This window comes from Fodinibacter luteus, assembly GCF_039541575.1.
Taxonomy (GTDB): Bacteria; Actinomycetota; Actinomycetes; order Actinomycetales; family Dermatophilaceae; genus Fodinibacter; species Fodinibacter luteus.
Map to the genome: position 1 here is coordinate 182,427 of NZ_BAABGM010000001.1, position 17,301 is coordinate 199,727.

Consider the following 17,301-nt stretch of genomic DNA (forward strand, 5'->3'; position numbering starts at 1 on the left):
GCACGCATCCGCACCGCGTCACACCTACCCGTCCGGGTCACCGCTCGTCGGGCACGAACCGGCGTACTGTCCGATGGGCCACCTCCGTCACGATGATAGGGACTGAGGCGTTAGAGAACAATGTTCTCCAAACCCCTTACGCAGCGGTCGTCGGACTGGCAGCATGCTGTCCACAGACCGAAGGCAGGGGTGTCGTCCATGCGTGTACTCGTCACCGGTGACCGCGGCTACATCGGCCAGGTCCTCGTCCCCACGTTCCGGTCCGCGGGCCACGAGGTCGTGGGTCTGGACGCCTGCTGGTACGAGGGGTGCGACTTCGGCCCCCTCGTCGACGACTACGAGCAGCGGGTCGGCGACGTGCGCGACCTCGGCCCCGACGACCTCGAGGGGTTCGACGCGGTCGTCCACCTCGCGGCGATCTCGAACGACCCCATCGGGCACCTCAACCCCGGTGCGACGTACTCGGTCAACGCCCACGGCGCGGAGGTCACAGCCCGCGCGGCGAGGACCGCCGGCGTCCCCAGGTTCGTCCTCGCCTCGTCGTGCAGCCTCTACGGCGCGGCCGGGGACGCCCCCGTCGACGAGGAGTCACCCTTCAACCCGGTGACCCCCTACGGCGAGAGCAAGGTCATGGCCGAGCGGGCCCTGTCGGCGCTCGCGGGTGAGCACTTCAGCCCGACCTACCTGCGCAACGCGACGGCCTACGGATCGTCCCCGCGGCTGCGGGCCGACATCGTCGTCAACAACCTCACCGGCACCGCCCTGACCCGCGGCGAGGTCAGGCTCCAGTCGGACGGCAGCCCGTGGCGGCCACTCGTGCACGCGTCGGACATCTCGAGCGCGGCCCTCGCCGTGGTGGAGGCGCCGCGTGGGGTCGTCCACGACCAGGCCTTCAACGTCGGCCGCGACGAGGACGTCGTGCAGATCCGAACCATCGCCCTCCAGGTGGCCGAGCAGACCGACTGCCCCGTCACCTTCGCCGAGGGCGCCGGCCCCGACGCCCGCAACTACCGGGTCAGCTTCGCCAAGATCAACCGGCTCCTTCCCGCCTGGCGGCCGCAGTGGACGGTCCCCCAGGGCATCGCCCAGCTCGTGGCGCACATGCGCGAGTACGGCCTGACCGCCGACGACTTCGAGGGGGCCCGCTACGTGCGGCTCGCCCGGATCCGTGAGCTCATGGGCGCCGGCCGCCTCGACGAGAACCTCCGGATGACGACGGCGGGAGTGGCCCGATGAGCGCCCCCCTCTGCCGGCTGTGCCGCGCGGAGCTCACGGTGACCTTCGTCGACCTCGGCATGTCGCCTCCCTGCGAGAGCTACCTCGCGGCCGACGAGCTCGACCGGGGTGAAACCTTCTACCCGCTGCACGTGCGCATCTGCTCCGAGTGCCTCCTCGTCCAGCTCCCGGCCTACATCTCGGGTGAGGAGATCTTCAGCCACTACGCCTACTTCTCCTCGTACAGCGACTCGTGGGTCGCGCACGCGAAGGCCTACGTCGACGACGCCGCGCAGCGGCTCGGCCTGGGTCCCGGCTCCTTCGTCGTGGAGGTCGCGAGCAACGACGGCTACCTACTCCAGCACGTCGTGGAACGCGGCATCCGGTGCCTGGGCATCGAGCCCGCGGCGAACGTCGCGGAGGCGGCCCTGGAGAAGGGCATCCCCACCGAGGTGTTCTTCCTCGGAGAGGAGTCGGGCAGCAAGGTGCGGTCCGCCCACGGGCCCGCCGACCTCGTCGCCGCGAACAACGTCTTCGCCCACGTGCCCGACATCGTCGACTTCGCCAAGGGGCTGCGGGCGCTGGTCGCCGACACCGGCCGGGTCACCATCGAGATCCCGCACCTGCTGCGGCTCATCGAGGGCAACGAGTACGACACGATCTACCACGAGCACTACTCCTACCTGTCGCTGCTCACGACCCAGCGGGTGCTCGCCGCCGCCGGGCTGACCGTCGTCGACGTCGAGGAGCTCCCGACACACGGCGGGTCCCTGCGCACCTGGTCGGCACCCACCGAGCACGCACCGCAGCCCTCCCCGGAGGTCGAGCGCCTGCTCGGCGCGGAGGCCGCGGCCGGCCTCGGCACGGTCGAGGGGCACGCAGGGTTCGCCAGCCAGGTCGCCGAGGTGCGCAACGACCTGCTCGAGTTCCTCATCTTCTGCGCGCGCCGCGGGGAGACCGTGGTGGCGTACGGCGCCCCCGGCAAGGGCAACACGCTCCTGAACCACTGCGGCATCCGGTCCGACCTCGTGCGGTTCGCGGTCGACCGGAACCCGTTCAAGCACGGGAAGTTCCTTCCCGGCACGCACATCCCCATCCATCCCGTCGAGGCACTCGCCCCGGCCCGACCCGACTACGTGCTCATCATGCCGTGGAACCTCCGCGAGGAGATCTCCGCCCAGCTCGCCCCCGTCGTCACGGACTGGGGTGGTCGCCTCGTCGTGGCACTGCCGCACCTCGAGGTCATCTGACGCAACAATCCGCCAAGACCTCTGCAGGGAGGGTCCGGGATGAAGGTCGTTCTGTTCTGTGGTGGGCTCGGGATGCGCATGCGTTCCGGCCCGGAGTCGCTGCCCAAGCCCATGATGCCGATCGGCAGCCGCCCGGTGCTGTGGCACGTCATGCGCTACTACGCCCACTTCGGGCACACCGAGTTCATCCTCGCGCTCGGCTTCGGAGCCCACTCGGTGAAGGACTACTTCCTCCACTACGAGGAGACCGCGTCGAACGACTTCGTGCTCACCAAGGGCGGGGCGCACGTCGAGCTGCTCGGCAGCGACATCTCCGACTGGAAGATCACCTTCATCGACACCGGCATCGACACCCCGATCGGGGAGCGGCTGCGACGGGTGCGCGACCACCTCGAGGACGACGACGTCTTCCTCGCGAACTACGGGGACGTGCTCACGGACGCCCCGATGAACACGATCATCGACGAGTTCCTCCCGACGGATGCCGTGGGCTCGCTCCTCGCGGTGCGCCCCCAGGACTCCTTCCACGTGCTCGAGCTGCGGGACGAGACGACGATCGCCGGCTTCCACCCCGCGGCCGACATGGCCTTCCGGATCAACGGCGGCTACTTCGTCCTGCGTCAGGAGATCTTCGACTTCATGGGCCCGGACCAGGACCTCGTCATGGACGCGTGCGTCAACGCCGCGGCGGTGGGGCGGATGCGGGCGGTGCCCTACGAGGGCTTCTGGGCGCCCATGGACACGCTCAAGGAGCGCGCGGCCCTGGAGGAGATGTACCGCCACGGCGAGTGCCCGTGGGCCGTCTGGCGTGCGGACCGGTTGGCCCTGGGCAGGCGGACCAACCCCGTCGACGTGGCGATCCCGGTGTGACGGTCACCGACTCCCTGCCCGCGAGTGGCACCTTCGCGTGCCGGGCCTGTGGCCGGCCCGACCCACCGCTCGTGCTCGACCTCGGGGAGGTGCCGGCCTCCGACCAGTTCCCGCGGGCGGACGAGCCGGGTCCCGACCCGACGTGGCCGCTGACGCTGCACATGTGCCCCTCGTGCCTCCTCGTGCAGCTCGGCCCGGGGCGCGGGGCGTTCCCCGAGCCCCAGCTGGCCGTCGACTCGGCGACCGCGCTGCAGCACGCCCGCACCTCGGTGACCGAGGTGCTCGCCGCGGAGGGCATCGGCCCCGGCGCCACCGTCATCGAGCTCGACAGCTCGCACGGTGCCTCCTGGCTGCCGCGGTTCCTCGAGGCGGGACTGCTCGAGGCTCCCCCCGACGGCCGGGCCGACCTCGTCGTCGACGTGCACCACCTCATGCACGGCGAGGACCCGAACCCGGTCCTCGCCGCCCATGCGGCCCGCGTGGCCCCCGGGGGGCGGTTCGTCTGCGAGTTCTTCCACGTGCTCCCGGTCGTCGAGCAGACCCTCATCGACACGATCCGGCACGGCCACTTCGTCTACCTGTCGGTGCTCGCGGCACGCCCCCTCCTCGCCCGGCACGGGCTCACCGTCACCCGGGTCCAGCTCGTGGACGTGTACGGCGGCAGCGTGCGGCTCACGGCAGCGCGCGCCGACGAGGCACCGGTCGTCGACCCCGGGGTCGAGGAGGTGCTCGCCCGGGAGCGGGCCGCGGGCCTCGACCGACTGGAGACGCTCGAGGCGCTCGGCGCACGCGGCGCCCGTGCGGCGAGGGAGTTCCGATCGCACCTCGAGCTGTTGCGCGGCGAGGGCCGACGGGTCGCCGGCTACGGCGCCCCGTCCAAGGCTCCGGTCCTGCTCGCCCTCTCGGGGGTGGGTGCCGGCCTGCTGCCGTACACGGTCGACCTCTCACCGGCCAAGGGCGGGCGCCGGGTGCCCGGCGCGGGCGTTCCCATCCGGTCCGTGCAGTACCTCGTCGACGACCGGCCCGAGGACGTCATCGTCCTCACCTGGGACATCGTCGATGAGGTGGCGGCCCAGCTGGCCCGGATGAGTGCGGGCAGCGGGTGGCAGCCGCGGCTCTGGGCACCGCTCCCCGAGCCCCGTGAGCTGTCGTTGCCCTGATGCTCCGTCCCCAGCGGTCGTGGGCGCCGCCCGCCGTCGGCGTCGCCGTCGCCGTCGCCCTCGCGATCGTCATCGGTGTGGACTCCTCGCGCCGGGCCGCCGGACCAGAGGGTTCGGCGACCCCGACGGCCGTGGCCGCCGGATCGGCGTCGGCCACGCCGACCACCACCCTGACGCCCGCGCCGGACCCGCCCCCGGCGGTGTGCGACTCACCGGAGCTGCGCGGGCCGTCCAGCCCGCCGGACGGCGCGGTCGTCGTCCCGACCTCCGAGCACCTGGGCCGGCTCACCGAGGCCAGCCCGCCCGGAACGACGTTCTGGCTCGCGCCGGGGCGCCACCTTCTCGACGACGGGGAGTACGACCAGGTCGTCCCCAAGGCGGGGAACCGCTACGTCGGTGCACCCGGAGCCGTCCTCGACGGCCGCCGGCTGAACCGCTACGCCTTCACGGGGCAGGCAGCCGACGTGCACATCGAGCACCTGACCATCGAGCACTTCGGACGCCCGGGCACGAACTCGGACGAGGCCGTCGTCAACCACGACGCGGGGCCGGGATGGGTGCTGGCCCACCTGACCGTGAGGGAGAACGCCGGGGCCGGCGTCATGCTCGGCGACGGCACCGTCGTCGAGGACAGCTGCCTCGCCGACAACGGACAGTACGGGTTCAACGCCTACTCCCCCGACGGGGTGCGGGACGTCACCTTCCGCGACAACGAGGTCACCGGGAACAACACCGACGACTGGGAGCGGCGCAGGCAGGGGTGCGGCTGCACCGGCGGCGGCAAGTTCTGGGAGACCCGTGGAGCGACGATCACGGGCAACGCCATCCACGACAACCGTGGTGTGGGCCTCTGGGCCGACACGAACAACGCGGGCTTCCTCATCCGGGGCAACCACTTCGCGGACAACGACGACTCCGCCATCGTCTTCGAGACGAGCTACAACGCCGCCATCACCGGCAACACGTTCGTGCGCAACGCCTTGCGCGCGTGGCGCGACGCCCCGGGGTTCCCGGTGGCGGCCGTCTACGTGTCGGAGTCGGGCTCGGACGAGCGGGTCGACACGGCGCACCGCAGCACCTTCGAGGTCGCGGGGAACCTCTTCGTCGACAACTGGGGTGGTGTGGTCGCCTGGGAGAACGCCGACCGCTTCGCGGGGTCGCCCGCCAACACGAGCACGGACGCCACGACCCTGGTCAACCCGCGTGCGACGCTCGCGCGCTGCCGAACGCCGGACGTCATCCGCCGCACGCCCTACGTCGACGACTGCCGGTGGAAGACGCAGCACCTGCGCGTCCACGACAACACCTTCGTGTTCTCCCCCGAAGAGGTCGGGCCGGAGTGCACGGCGGCGAACCTGTGCGGCTCCTCCGCGTTGCTGGCCAACTACGGCAGCTACCCCGACTGGTCGCCCTACCTCGGGCCGGGGGTGCAGCAGGCCGTCGCCCTGCACCAGGACAACCTGTGGTTCGACAACACCTATCGCGGGCCCTGGCGCTTCCTCGTGGTCGACCAGTCCACGACGGTGTCGTTCTCCGAGTGGCAGGGCGCGCCCTACGGGCAGGACCGCGGAAGCACCATCGGCTGACGGGACCACCGTTGCGTGCCACCCACGAGGCGTGGTCAGGAGCGGCGGGGCTCCGCGTACCGGCGCAGGGCCGGCGCCACGGGCGGGCCGACGAGGAACCCGTCGGTCGTCTCGGCGGCGATGGCCTTGGCGTAGACGGCAAGTGCCCCGTCGGCCGCCTCGAGGGTGCGCTCGACGTCGTCGTCGGTGTGGGCCGCGGAGATGACGAAGGACTGCGCGAGGACGCCTCGGGCGAGCATCTCCTGCAGGAAGAGCGCCCGGAACGCCTGGGACGGGACCTCCCGGTGGTCACGGGTGCCGAACACGAGGCACGAGGGCCGGCCGGTCACCTCGACGACGCCCTCGAGCCCGTGGTCGGCCACCACGGCCCGGAACCCGGCGCGCAGCGCGGCGCCGCGGGCCTCCATGACCCCGACGACGTCCCGCTCGCGGTAGGCGTCGCTGACCGCCAGGAACGCCGCCAGGCCGGTGGTCTCCGCGCCGTGGGTCGTCGAGAGCAGGAAGACCCGCGGCTCACCGGTGCTCAGCCCCCCGAGCTCCATGAGGTGCCGGCGGCCCGCGAGCGCCGACACGGCGAACCCGTTGCCGAGGGCCTTGCCCCACGTGGACAGGTCGGGCGTCACACCGTAGACCGCCTGCGCGCCGGCCGCGGACCACCTCATACCGGTGATCATCTCGTCGAAGACGAGGACGAACCCGTCGCGGTCGGCCAGCGCCCGCACCCCCTCGAGGAACCCCGGGGCAGGCTCCGCGGTGCACGTCGCCGGCTCGAGGAAGACGGCGGCGACCTGGCCCGGGTGCGCGTCGAGCAGCGCCTCGAGCGACGCGAGGTCGTTGTACCGGAACGTGACCGTGGCTTCGCGGACGCTGCGCGGGATGCCGGCATCCATCGGGGTCGTGCCGATGAACCAGTCGTCGACCGAGAAGAAGGGGTGGTCGCCGCAGATGGCGACCAGGTCACGACCGGTCGCGGCGCGGGCCAGTCGCAGGGCCGCGGTCGTCGCGTCGGAGCCGTTCTTGGCGAACTTCACCATCTCGGCGGTCGGCACCTGCTCCACGAACCGTTCGGCCGCCTCCAGCTCACGCACCGAGGGCCGGGTGAAGCTGACCCCGTCCGACGCCGCCCGGCAGACCGCGTCGACGACCGGCCGGTACGCGTGGCCGAGGGTCACGGACCGCAGCCCCATCCCGTACTCGACGAACTCGTTGCCGTCGACGTCGACGACCCGGGCGCCCTGACCGCGGACGATCACCGGCGCCTGGTCCGCGGGGTACTGGTCGGCGCCACGCGCGTACGTGTGCGCTCCTCCGGGAACGAGCTCATGGAGGCGGCGCTGGGCCGCCACGGAGCGGGCGAAGTCCATCAGGCGGCACCCCCTCTCAGCACGTGGCGTCCATTGTGCCCGCAGCGGCGCTGTCGTGTCAGGCATTGGACGAACACTCGACCTCACCCGAGGTCCAGCACCACCTTGTGTGCTGAGAAGGCCTCGGCGTACCGGGACTTGCACTCGACACCCCGCAGGCGCATCAGCCCCAGGAACAGCTCCTCGTCCCACCAGTCCCTGTCGTGCTGGCTCGGGTAGTGCGCGTCGAGCAACGCCACCTTGCGTCGAGCCATGTCCGGCGAGACCGGGACGTAGTGCGTCGGTGGGTGGAGGTCGGCGTCCCACTTCGGGATCTCGTAGTGCAGCACGAGGGCGTCGCGCCAGACCGTGGGCACGAGCTGCCCGAGCAGCCGGTGGTCCTGGTGCGCGTCCCCCGGCCCGGGGCAGAGCACCACGTCCGGCGCCGCCCTCGTGGCGAGCTCGTGGAGCACGTCCTTGACGGCCTCCCAGTGGGCCGGGAGCCGGCCGTCGGGGAACGCGTGCGCCTCGAGGGCGGCACCCGGCACGAAGGCCGCCAGCGCCCCGGTCGCCTCCTGGACCCGCGCGTCGGACCCCGTGAGCACCACGCCCCGAACGGTCGTGCCCGGGCGGGCGGCGAGCGTGAGGAGCGTCGCCCCGCACCCGATCTCGATGTCGTCGGGATGCGCGCCGACGGCCAGCACCTGGAGAGGGCCTGCCGCGGGCGCCAGCGCCTTCACCGGTGCCGTCGCTGGGGGTCGGCCACTGCCGTCGGGGTGGGGCTCATCGTCAGCGCTCCTGTCACCGGTTCCGCGCAGTCTCTGGTCAGGGTGCCACAGCCTGCGGTTGGATGGGAGGCGTTCCGAGGGCGGAGCAGGGCCGCAGAGGAGGGACCGCCGGTGCAGGTCACGCGCACGCAGATCCCGGGCGTCGTCGTGTTCGCACCGACGCCGCACCGGGACCACCGCGGCTTCTTCAGCCGCACCTTCGACGCAGCGGCGGCGCGCGCCGGGGGGGTCGACCCCGCCGCGTTCGTCCAGGACAGCATGTCGCGTTCGCGCCGGGGCGTGGTCCGGGGGCTGCACGTGCGGGTGGGGCTGGGCGAGGCCAAGCTCGTGCGGTGCTCGTCCGGTGCCGTCTTCGACGTCGTCGTCGACCTGCGTCCCGGCTCGCCCGCGTTCGGCCGGTGGCTCTCCTTCGACCTCGACGGTGACACCCAGCGGTCGGTGTACATCCCACCCGGCTGCGCCCACGGCTTCCAGGCGCTGACCGAACCGGCCGACACGTCGTACCGCATCGCCCGGGAGCACGACCCCACCGAGGACCTCACCATCGCCCACGACGACCCGACGCTCGCGATCCCGTGGCCGCTCGAGGTGAGTGCGATGTCGGAGGCCGACGCGGGTGCGCTGCCGCTCTCCGCGCTCGGCCCGCAGCTGCGGCGCATCGAGGCGTCCGTGACGTGACTCCCCCGGCGCGCCCCGGTCCACCGCGAGCAGCCACGACCCACCCGCCTCGCCCCACCCACCGGGACTAGGATCTGGCCAGCCTGCGTTGCACCGTCGGCACGACCGTCCGGTCGTGGGCGCGAAGGAGGACACCACCGTGCTCGCTGCCCTCACGGGGATGGGGCTGTCCGCCGCCGCGGGCCTGAACGCCTACATCCCGTTCCTCGTCGTCGCGCTCGTCGCACGCTTCACCGACTACATCACGCTCCCCGCCGGGTACGAGTGGATCGAGAGCAACTGGGCCATCGGCATCGGCGCGGCCCTCCTGCTCGCCGAGGTCATCCTCGACAAGGTGCCCGTCGTCGACACCGTCAACGACACGATCCAGACCTTCATCCGCCCGAGCATGGGTGGGCTCATCTTCGCCGCGTCGACGGCGGCCTCCGAGCTCGACAACTCGACGTGGATGACCGAGAACCCGTGGGTCTCGGTCGTGCTCGGCGTCGTCATCTCGGGTCTCGTCCACACGGGCAAGATGGCCGCCCGCCCGGTCGTCAACGCGGGGACGGTCGGCATGGGTGCACCGGTCGTGTCGACGGTCGAGGACGGCGCATCGTTCGGCCTCACCCTCATCGCGCTCATCGCCCCGCTGCTCGTCATCATCGCGCTCGCGCTGCTCGCCTGGCTGCTCATCTGGATGTGGCTGCGGGTGCGCCGCTGGCGGCGGACCCGCCGCGACCCCGCCTACGACCCGGTCTGACCCACACCCGGCCGCAGGACCGCGGGAGCGGACCGGCATCCGGACGGACGTCAGCCCTCGACGACCTGCGAGGACTCCGGCGCCTCGAACACCTGCGCCCGGCCCCAGTCGCTGAACTCGAGGTCGGACGGCGCGCTCTGCGGGCCGACGGCCCGCAGCAGCGTCGCGCTGCCGTCCGCGGAGACCCACAGGCGGGCCCCGCCCTCCTCGCCGAGGACGTACGCGGCGCGACCCTCGACCTCGGCCTCGCCCACCGGGCCGGTGTCGGTCTCGAACGCGGCGAACTCGGGCAGCGCGAACTTCTCGGACAGGATGCTGCGCAGCGTGAACGAGCCGAGCTCGGTCGCGTCGGACTCGGTGATCTGCACGTACTTGCCGACCATGTCCCGGCCGGCCGCCTCGTCGCCGGTCTGCTCCACCCAGAAGGCCTCGTCGCCGCCGAGCCAGTAGTCGCCGTCGACGGTGCGCACCTCGGCGGTGCCGCCCTCTGGCGTCGTGATGAAGACGGTCTGGTTCGACCCGGCGGCGTTGCCCTCGACGTCGATGCGCAGGGTCTTGCCCTCGCGGGTCTGGGTTCCGACCGCGTGGCCGGATGCCGCGGACAGTGCCGCCGTGCGCGCCTCCCGGTAGACCTCGGCGACGGTGGGTGCCGTCGAGACGGGTGTGGGGCCCGCGGTCGCCGTCGCCGTCGCCGTCGACGAACCGGTGCCGGAGGCGGAGGCCGTGCCCGACCCGCCGTCGCCGGAGCAGGCGGACAGGGCCGCCGCCACGACGACCACGACGAGGCCGAGGGCCGGTCGGCCCGAGATCGTCACCACTGCGCACTCCTCACGTCCACGGACCGCCATGGTAGGCGGGCCGACCCCGGACCCCGGACCGCGGCACGCGGCATACCCTGTCGCCCATGCGCCGTCAGCACCTCACCGAGACCTGGCTCGTGCTCGGGGTCTCGCTCGGCGCGTCCGCGGTGTGGTCGCTGCTGCGCATCGTCGACCGGCTGACCCGCGCCGAGGCCCTCGGGTCGCAGACGACCGCGATGAACTCCTCGGTGACCCCCGACCGCCCCTGGCTCGACCTCGCGTACCAGCTCACCGGCATCGTGCTCGCGCTCGTGCCGGTGCTGCTCGCCCTCCACCTGCTGCGCCGCGACGACCCCGACGAGCCGCACACGATGGGCTTCGACCTGCGCCGCCCGTGGCAGGACCTCGCCCGCGGGGCGCTGCTCGCCGCCGCGATCGGCATCCCCGGCCTGGCGCTCTACGCCGCCGCGAAGGCCCTCGACCTCAACACGACGGTCGCCGCCGCCAACCTCGCCGAGACGTGGTGGACCGTGCCCGTGCTCATCCTCGCCGCGGCCCAGAACGCCGTGCTCGAGGAGGTCGTCATGGTCGGCTACCTCTTCCGGCGCTGGGGCCAGGTCGGCTGGGGCACCTGGCAGGTCATCGTCACGAGCGCCGTCATCCGCGGGGCCTACCACCTCTACCAGGGCTTCGGCGGGTTCGTCGGCAACCTCGTCATGGGACTCGTCTTCGGCTGGCTGTACACCCGCACGAGGCGGGTCATGCCCCTCGTCGTCGCGCACACGGTCCTCGACGTCGTCGCCTTCGTCGGCTACGCGCTGCTCAGGGAGCAGGTCGGCTGGCTCTAGCGGGCGGTGCAAGACGGGTGCAAGCGACCTGCAGGGCCCCCGGGCCACGGTGGTGGCACCACCACAGCCCACGAGGAGCAGACCATGACGAGCACGACGACCACCCCCGTCCTCGACACCGCCGAGATGCCGGCCGTCCACACCTTCTTCCGCCGCGAGCTGCGCCTCGCGGGGGCCGCGGTGCGCCGCGTCCCGGTCGGCGACGTCCGCCGCGCCCGTGTCGTCGCCGCCCACCTCGAGTACGTCGGGCACGCGCTGCACCACCACCACACCGCGGAGGACGAGCTCGTGTGGCCGCTCCTGCTCGCCCGGGTCCCGCTCGAGCTGGCCCCGATCGTCGAGCTCATGCAGTCGCAGCACGAGCGGGTCGACACCCTGCTCAGGGAGTCCGATGCCGCGGCCACGCGGTGGCTGCGCGCCGCCGGGGGCCCCGAGCGCGACCACCTCGCCGACGTCCTCGACACACTCCACGCCTCGCTCGCCGAGCACCTCGACGCCGAGGAGCAGCGCCTCCTGCCGATCGCGGCCCGCTGCCTGAGCCAGGCGGAGTGGGATGCCGTCGGCGCGCGAGCCCGCGCCGGCACCCGCCGCGGCGAGCAGGTGCTGACCTTCGGCATGATCCAGCACGACGGCGACCCCGAGGTCGTGACCCGGATGCTGTCCGGGGCGCCGGCGCCGGTGCGCCGGGTGCTCCCCGTGCTGGCGCGGCGGGCCTTCCGGCGCCGGGCGCTGCTCGTGCACGGCACGGCGACGCCGTGACGCGGTTCAGCCGCCCCCCGACAGGCCGAGCCGGTCGCCGAGCTCGTCGGTGAGGCGCACCCAGAGGTCGAGGCCGAGCTCCTCGTGCACCCGGCGCGCGTGCGCGAGGTGCTCGGTCGCGGCGTCGCGCTCGCCGGCCGTCGCGGCCAGCTCGGCGAGCGCGAGCTCGACCGAGCCGAGGAAGGCGACGGCGACCGACCCGGTCGCGAACCGGTCCGCGAACGGGGTGAGGTCGGCGCGCAGGGCTGCGACGGCATCCGGGTCCCCGAGCCGGCACCACAGGCGGGCCCGGACGACGGTGAAGATGACCCAGAGGTAGTTCCACGGCACGGGGGGCTGCTCGGACCACGGGCCGAGCAGGGTGCGGGCCTCGTCGTGGCGGCCGGCCTCGACGAGCGCCAGGGCGTGCATGTCGCGGAAGAGCGGGCTGCTCGCAGCCGCCCGCAGCTCGGGCTCGAGCTCGGGAAGGCGGCCGTCGATGAGCCGCAGGATGCTGCGCTTGTACAGCGGGATGCCGTGCCCCGCCATCGAGAGCGTGGCGTCGAGGGCGGCCGTCTCGGCGATGACGGCCTCCGCGGCGGCCTCGTCGCCGTCGAGCTGGTGGAGCGTCGCGCGAGCCCAGCCGGCGATGACGACGTTCTGCGGCAGGCGGTGCCGTCGCGCGATCGCATCGGCACGGGCGATGTCCTCGCGCCCCTCGGCGAGGCGGCCGAGGTCGACGCGGTCGGACGCCCGGCCGGTGAGCCCCGTGCTGAGCGCCGAGGTGTCGCCCACGGCGTCGGCGAGCTCGACGAACTCGTCGTGGAGCGCCGCCCGGTGGTGGAGCAGGTCGGGCCGGGGCATGGCCTGGAGCGCGAGGCGGAGCACGTGGAGTCGCTGGGCCGGGCTCGCTCCGCACCGCCGCACCGTGCTGACCGCGGTGTCGGCGAGGGCCGTGGCGCGACCGGCCGCGCCGGGGACGTAGAGCAGCTCGGCGGCCACCGCGGCCCGGACGTGCGCCCGGGTCGCCTCGCGGTCCGCGGGCAGGAGGTCGAGCACCCGCTCCCACAGGGCGACGGCGTCCTCGTCGTACTCCGAGGTCTGGCGCCAGCCCCAGACGCTCCCGAGGGTGATCGAGATGAGGGCCGTGGCAGCGGCGTCGACGTCGCCGCGGGCCAGGGCCGACCTCGCAGCCTCGGACACGACCGGCCAGGCCTGGATCGGGTGACCGAGGCGCAGGAGGGCGGCCGACCGGCCGAGCAGCACGCCCTCGCGCTCGACCGGCGTGGCGGCCGCGTCGGACTCCTGGAGCGTCGCGGCGAGGTCGTGCAGGCGCAGCGCCTCGTCCCACGCCGACTGGGCCGCCGCCGCCTCCGCGGCGCGGGTCGCGAAGAGCCACGCCGACCGGGCGAGCGCGGGGCCGGCCAGGCGGTAGTGCTCGGCGAGCTCGGAGACGTGGGCACCGACCGCGCCGGCGTACCGGTCCTCGAGCGCGGTGGCCACCGCCGCGTGGGTCCGGGCTCGGGTCGGGGGCGGCACCATCGCGTAGAGGGCGTCACGCACGAGGGCGTGGGTGAAGCGGTAGCGGCCGACGTCGTCCGCCTCGACGAGCCCGAGCACGAGCGCGGACTCGACCGCCTCGTCGACGGTCGCGCCGTCCTCACCGCAGGCGCGCTCGACGACGAGCAGGTCGAACACCCGCCCCGCCACGGCCGCGGTGCGCAGCACGTGCGCCGAGCCGGTCGGCAGTCCTGCGGTGCGGTGCCGCACGAGGTCACGCACGTTGTCGGGCACCGTGCGCCACGCGGGCGCGTCGAGCGAGCCGAGCGCGCCGTGCCCCACGAGCAGCCGCACGAGCTCGCCGACGTACAGGGGGTTGCCCCCGGAGCGGTCGACGAGGGCGGCGGCGACCTCGGCCCCGACCTCGACACCGGCCCGGCCGGCCACCCAGTCGGTGACCGCCGCGACGTCGAGGCCGCCGAGCTCGACACGCACGGGGTCGAGGCGGGCCAGCCCGGCCAGCATCGAGGCGACCGCCGGGCCGTGGTCGGCCTCCGACGAGCGCAGCCCCGCGACGACGACGAGCGGCACCGACCGCACCCGGGCGGCGACGCGCAGGAGCAGGCGCAGGCTGTCGGCATCCGCCCAGTGCACGTCGTCGAGGAGCAGGAGGGTGGCCTGCCCGCCCTGGAGCGTCGCCACGAGCGCATCGGCCTGCCGGACGCTGACCGACGCCGCGTCGACGTCGTCGCCGGTCGCCGCCACGAGGACGTCCGCCGCGCCGAGGGCCTCGCCGACCGCGTGGGTCCAGCCCCACAGCGCCGGCACCGCCTCGGTCTCCCAGGTGCCCGCGCCGCACCGCATCCCCAGGGCTGCGGCCCGGCCCGCGAGCGCCCGCAGCAGGCTCGTCTTGCCGATGCCGGGCTCCCCGGTCACGAGGACGAGCCGGCCCCGTCCCTGCCCCGCCGCCTCACCGAGCACGGCGGTGAGGTCGTCGAGGACGCCGTCGCGCCCGACGAGCGGCTCGGTGTCCGGGACGGTCGGCGGGGTGGTCCGGGCGGGGGCGGCCAGCAGGACCGGTGCGGCCGGTACGGCCGGGGCGGCCGAGGCGACCGGTGAGGCCGACGGGGCCGGTGGGGTCGGTGGGGTCGGTGGGGTCGGTGCGCCCGCTGAACCCGGCGTCGCAGCCGATGCGGCCAAGGCCCGGGCCGGCGGCGGTGCAGGTGCGTCGAGCTCGGGGTCCTGGCGCAGCACGAGCTCCTCCACCCGGCGCAGCTCGGGCCCGGGGTCGACGCCGAGCTCGTCGGCGAGGTGGTCGCGGGCGCGCCGCAGGGCCGCGAGGGCGTCGCCCTGCCGGTGCGCGCCGTAGAGCGCCCGGGCGAGCAGCGCCCACAGCCGCTCGCGGAGGGGGTGGAGGGTCACGAGGTGCTCGAGCTCGGCGACCGCCTCGGGATGCCGGCCGGCGCGCACCCGCAGCTCCCACAGGTCCTCGAGGGCACCCGCGCGCAGCTCGTCGAGCCGCACGGCCTCGGCGGCCAGGGCCGAGCCGGGGAGCCCGGCGAACGCGTCCCCGCGCCAGAGGTCGAGCGCCTTGCCGAGCAGGCCCTCGGCGGCCCCGGGGTCCGGGGCCGCGCGGTCCCGACCCCGCCCGAGCAGTGCCGTGAAGCGGCGGGCGTCGACGGCATCCGGGGGGAGGTCGAGGGAGTAGCCCCCGGGGTGGGTGCGCAGCACCCGGGCGGCCGCGCGCGCGTCGCGGGCGGGCTCGAGCACCCGGCGCAGGCGCGCGACGTAGGACTGGAGTGAGGCCTCGACGCGCTCGGGGGGCTCGTCGCCCCAGATCTGGTCGATGAGGTGCTCGATGGAGACCGGGCGACCCTCGCCGACGACGAGGAGGGCGAGCAGGGCGCGCGGCTTGGGGCCGCCGAGCTCGAGGGGCACGTCGTCGACGAGCACCTCGAGGTCGCCCAGCACGCGCACCTGCATCGGCCGATGCTAGCGCCGGTCCCGGCCGTGAGTGCGGAAACGGTCGCCGGGGCAACCGTTTCCGCACTCAGGGCGAGGAGGGTGTCAGGCGGGGACCCGCTGGGGCACGCCAGCAGCGTTCGAGGGCAGCGCCTCGGCCGACGCCGCACCGTGCGGGGTGCTGGTGCGCGGCGAGCGGACCCCCGCGATGGCGGTGCCCATCGCCCAGACGGCCGTGAGGATGCCGGCCGCGGCGAACACCGGCGACAGCTCGGCATCCGGAAGCACGAGGGTCAGCGGAACCGACACCGCCTGGGCGAGGCCGGCGACGACACCGACCGCCGCGACGGCGCGCCGCCAGCCACCGAGGGCCCGGCCGTACGACAGCGCGAGGCCCGCGATGGCGAGACCGGTCACCGGGTAGAGCACGATGCTCAGCCCGACGTGGGTGAACGCGACGGGAGCCGCCCCGCCGTGGGCGAGGGCGTGGCTGTCGACGACCGCCGCGAGGTGGAGGACCGCTTCGACGACGTAGACCGACGTCGCCAGGGCGCCGACGGTCAGGGAGCGCCGGGTCGACAGCGGCCAGGTGCCGCTCGCCCGGGCCGCCCACAGGCCGAGGGTCAGGAGGACGGCGCTCACGAGCACGAGCGCGTGGGCCGGGACCCAGTCGGGGTGTGCGGTCATCGTCGCGAGCTCCTCCCGGAGCGGGTGGCTGGCGTCGGCCTCGGGGTGCCGGGGGCCGCCGGCCATCACGAAGACGCCGGAGCCGAGGAGGAGCAGGCGCCAGCCGTGGGTGCGCAGGGTGGTCATGGGTGGTGTCCCTTCATCGGTGGTGTGGTGGGACCACCGTCCCGGCCCGCCCTTGCAGCCCACTTGACGCCGACTTGGACACCCTCGCCACGGCATCCGGCAGCGCTGTCTCCCGCGGCGAGGGCGGAGACGGTCGCCGGGGCGACCACCCCCGCACCCACGGCGAAGGCCCGCCCCCCTCTCGGGTGGGCGGGCCTTCCGGCTCGGCGGGCCGCGGCGTGGACGGCGGCCTCAGTGGCCGGTGCGCATCGCGGTGCGGAGGTCCTTGTTGAGCGTCGAGATGACGTCCTGCGGGATGCCCTTGGGGCAGGCCTGCGAGCAGGCGCCGACGTTCGTGCAGCCGCCGAAGCCCTCGTGGTCGTGCTGGTCGACCATGGACACGACCCGGGCCATCCGTTCCGGCTGGCCCTGGGGCAGCTCGGCGAGGTGGGTGACCTTGGCCCCCATGAAGAGCATGGCGCTCGCGTTCGGGCAGGCCGCGACGCAGGCGCCGCAGCCGATGCACTCGGCCGCCTGGAAGGCCCGGTCGGCATCGGGCTTGGGCACCGGCGTGGCGTGCGCGTCCGGGGCGGAGCCGGTGTTGACCGAGATGTAGCCGCCGGCCTGGATGATCCGGTCGAAGGCGCCGCGGTCGACGACGAGGTCCTTGATGACCGGGAAGGCGTTGGCGCGCCACGGCTCGATCGTGATGACCTCGCCGTCGCTGAAGCTGCGCATGTGCAGCTGGCACGTCGTCGTCTTCTCGGGGCCGTGGGCCTCGCCGGAGATCATCAGGCCGCACATGCCGCAGATGCCCTCGCGGCAGTCGGAGTCGAACGCGATGGGCTCCTCGCCCTTGGCGTTGAGCTGCTCGTTGAGGACGTCGAGCATCTCGAGGAAGCTCATGTCCGGGCTGATGTCCTTGACCTTGTAGACGACGAGGTCGCCGGTGTGGCGCGGTCCGGCCTGGCGCCAGATCTTCAGGGTGAGGTTCATGCGCGGGGTCCTTGGGTGGGCGCGTCGGGGGTC

Annotated in this window: 15 protein-coding genes; 9 read left to right on the top strand and 6 right to left on the bottom strand. The window is 73.7% G+C overall.

The genetic code is table 11. From position 1 onward, the window contains the following. Positions 1-198 precede the first annotated feature (198 nt). The 5 genes from ABD899_RS00800 to ABD899_RS00820 are packed head-to-tail and all read left to right on the top strand — an operon-like array spanning position 199 to position 6,081. The gene (locus ABD899_RS00800; protein WP_345201236.1) at positions 199-1,236 is read left to right on the top strand and encodes an NAD-dependent epimerase/dehydratase family protein; all 1,038 of its coding nucleotides are present in this window, start codon (positions 199-201) and stop codon (positions 1,234-1,236) included. Next, positions 1,233-2,465, top strand: a complete 1,233-nt coding sequence (locus ABD899_RS00805; RefSeq protein ID WP_345201238.1) for a methyltransferase domain-containing protein — start codon at positions 1,233-1,235, stop codon at positions 2,463-2,465. Before ABD899_RS00800 ends, ABD899_RS00805 begins: the two co-directional genes overlap by 4 nt. Positions 2,466-2,504: 39 nt before the next feature. Then, complete coding sequence (locus ABD899_RS00810) at positions 2,505-3,335, top strand: glycosyltransferase family protein (RefSeq protein WP_345201240.1); 831 nt, start codon at positions 2,505-2,507, stop codon at positions 3,333-3,335. Continuing rightward, a complete protein-coding gene (locus tag ABD899_RS00815; RefSeq protein WP_345201243.1) occupies positions 3,332-4,495 on the top strand; it encodes a methyltransferase C-terminal domain-containing protein in 1,164 nt (387 codons plus the stop codon). The genes ABD899_RS00810 and ABD899_RS00815 overlap by 4 nt, the downstream gene beginning before the upstream one ends. Then, the gene (locus ABD899_RS00820) at positions 4,495-6,081 is read left to right on the top strand and encodes a right-handed parallel beta-helix repeat-containing protein (RefSeq protein ID WP_345201245.1); all 1,587 of its coding nucleotides are present in this window, start codon (positions 4,495-4,497) and stop codon (positions 6,079-6,081) included. Before ABD899_RS00815 ends, ABD899_RS00820 begins: the two co-directional genes overlap by 1 nt. 35 nt (positions 6,082-6,116) lie before the next feature. Here the strand turns inward: ABD899_RS00820 and ABD899_RS00825 are convergent, their stop codons facing one another. Both ABD899_RS00825 and ABD899_RS00830 read right to left on the bottom strand, forming a co-directional pair. After that, on the bottom strand, positions 6,117-7,445 hold the full coding sequence (locus tag ABD899_RS00825; protein ID WP_345201247.1) for a glutamate-1-semialdehyde 2,1-aminomutase: 1,329 nt from the start codon (positions 7,443-7,445) through the stop codon (positions 6,117-6,119). An 83-nt stretch (positions 7,446-7,528) separates the two neighbouring features. Then, positions 7,529-8,164 carry a PIG-L deacetylase family protein gene (locus ABD899_RS00830; RefSeq protein WP_345201249.1) on the bottom strand — a complete coding sequence of 212 codons (636 nt, stop codon included), beginning with the start codon at positions 8,162-8,164 and terminating at the stop codon, positions 7,529-7,531. A 159-nt stretch (positions 8,165-8,323) separates the two neighbouring features. Between ABD899_RS00830 and rfbC the strand changes: the two genes are divergently transcribed. Together rfbC and ABD899_RS00840 are read left to right on the top strand one after the other, a co-directional pair. Then, positions 8,324-8,890 (top strand): dTDP-4-dehydrorhamnose 3,5-epimerase, encoded by a 567-nt coding sequence (rfbC, locus tag ABD899_RS00835; protein WP_345201250.1) that lies wholly within the window; start codon positions 8,324-8,326, stop codon positions 8,888-8,890. A 139-nt stretch (positions 8,891-9,029) separates the two neighbouring features. Next, entirely contained in the window at positions 9,030-9,632 is a 603-nt protein-coding gene (locus tag ABD899_RS00840) for a DUF4126 domain-containing protein (protein WP_345201660.1), read from the top strand. A 50-nt stretch (positions 9,633-9,682) separates the two neighbouring features. Here ABD899_RS00840 and ABD899_RS00845 read toward each other — a convergent pair whose 3' ends face one another. Further along, on the bottom strand, positions 9,683-10,447 hold the full coding sequence (locus ABD899_RS00845; RefSeq protein WP_345201252.1) for a hypothetical protein: 765 nt from the start codon (positions 10,445-10,447) through the stop codon (positions 9,683-9,685). An 89-nt stretch (positions 10,448-10,536) separates the two neighbouring features. Between ABD899_RS00845 and ABD899_RS00850 the strand changes: the two genes are divergently transcribed. Together ABD899_RS00850 and ABD899_RS00855 are read left to right on the top strand one after the other, a co-directional pair. Continuing rightward, positions 10,537-11,280 carry a CPBP family intramembrane glutamic endopeptidase gene (locus tag ABD899_RS00850; RefSeq protein WP_345201253.1) on the top strand — a complete coding sequence of 248 codons (744 nt, stop codon included), beginning with the start codon at positions 10,537-10,539 and terminating at the stop codon, positions 11,278-11,280. An 84-nt stretch (positions 11,281-11,364) separates the two neighbouring features. Continuing rightward, entirely contained in the window at positions 11,365-12,039 is a 675-nt protein-coding gene (locus tag ABD899_RS00855) for a hemerythrin domain-containing protein (protein ID WP_345201255.1), read from the top strand. 6 nt (positions 12,040-12,045) lie between these two features. Here the strand turns inward: ABD899_RS00855 and ABD899_RS00860 are convergent, their stop codons facing one another. From ABD899_RS00860 to ABD899_RS00870, 3 genes are all read right to left on the bottom strand, one after another. Then, positions 12,046-15,501 (bottom strand): ATP-binding protein, encoded by a 3,456-nt coding sequence (locus ABD899_RS00860; protein WP_345201258.1) that lies wholly within the window; start codon positions 15,499-15,501, stop codon positions 12,046-12,048. A gap of 84 nt (positions 15,502-15,585) precedes the next feature. Continuing rightward, complete coding sequence (locus ABD899_RS00865; protein WP_345201260.1) at positions 15,586-16,293, bottom strand: hypothetical protein; 708 nt, start codon at positions 16,291-16,293, stop codon at positions 15,586-15,588. Between the two features lie 231 nt (positions 16,294-16,524). Beyond that, positions 16,525-17,268: a succinate dehydrogenase/fumarate reductase iron-sulfur subunit gene (locus ABD899_RS00870; RefSeq protein WP_345201263.1), complete on the bottom strand. Its 744-nt coding sequence runs from the start codon at positions 17,266-17,268 to the stop codon at positions 16,525-16,527. Positions 17,269-17,301: the final 33 nt, after the last annotated feature.

Excerpts from the sequence above, each read along its gene's own strand:
- ABD899_RS00800 (WP_345201236.1), top strand. The coding sequence starts at position 199 with ATGCGTGTACTCGTCACCGGTGACCGCGGCTACATCGGCCAGGTCCTC.
- ABD899_RS00805 (WP_345201238.1), top strand. The coding sequence starts at position 1,233 with ATGAGCGCCCCCCTCTGCCGGCTGTGCCGCGCGGAGCTCACGGTGACC.
- ABD899_RS00810 (WP_345201240.1), top strand. The coding sequence starts at position 2,505 with ATGAAGGTCGTTCTGTTCTGTGGTGGGCTCGGGATGCGCATGCGTTCC.
- ABD899_RS00820 (WP_345201245.1), top strand. The coding sequence starts at position 4,495 with ATGCTCCGTCCCCAGCGGTCGTGGGCGCCGCCCGCCGTCGGCGTCGCC.
- ABD899_RS00825 (WP_345201247.1), bottom strand. The coding sequence starts at position 7,445 with ATGGACTTCGCCCGCTCCGTGGCGGCCCAGCGCCGCCTCCATGAGCTC.
- ABD899_RS00850 (WP_345201253.1), top strand. The coding sequence starts at position 10,537 with ATGCGCCGTCAGCACCTCACCGAGACCTGGCTCGTGCTCGGGGTCTCG.
- ABD899_RS00855 (WP_345201255.1), top strand. The coding sequence starts at position 11,365 with ATGACGAGCACGACGACCACCCCCGTCCTCGACACCGCCGAGATGCCG.
- ABD899_RS00860 (WP_345201258.1), bottom strand. The coding sequence starts at position 15,501 with ATGCAGGTGCGCGTGCTGGGCGACCTCGAGGTGCTCGTCGACGACGTG.
- ABD899_RS00865 (WP_345201260.1), bottom strand. The coding sequence starts at position 16,293 with ATGACCACCCTGCGCACCCACGGCTGGCGCCTGCTCCTCCTCGGCTCC.
- ABD899_RS00870 (WP_345201263.1), bottom strand. The coding sequence starts at position 17,268 with ATGAACCTCACCCTGAAGATCTGGCGCCAGGCCGGACCGCGCCACACC.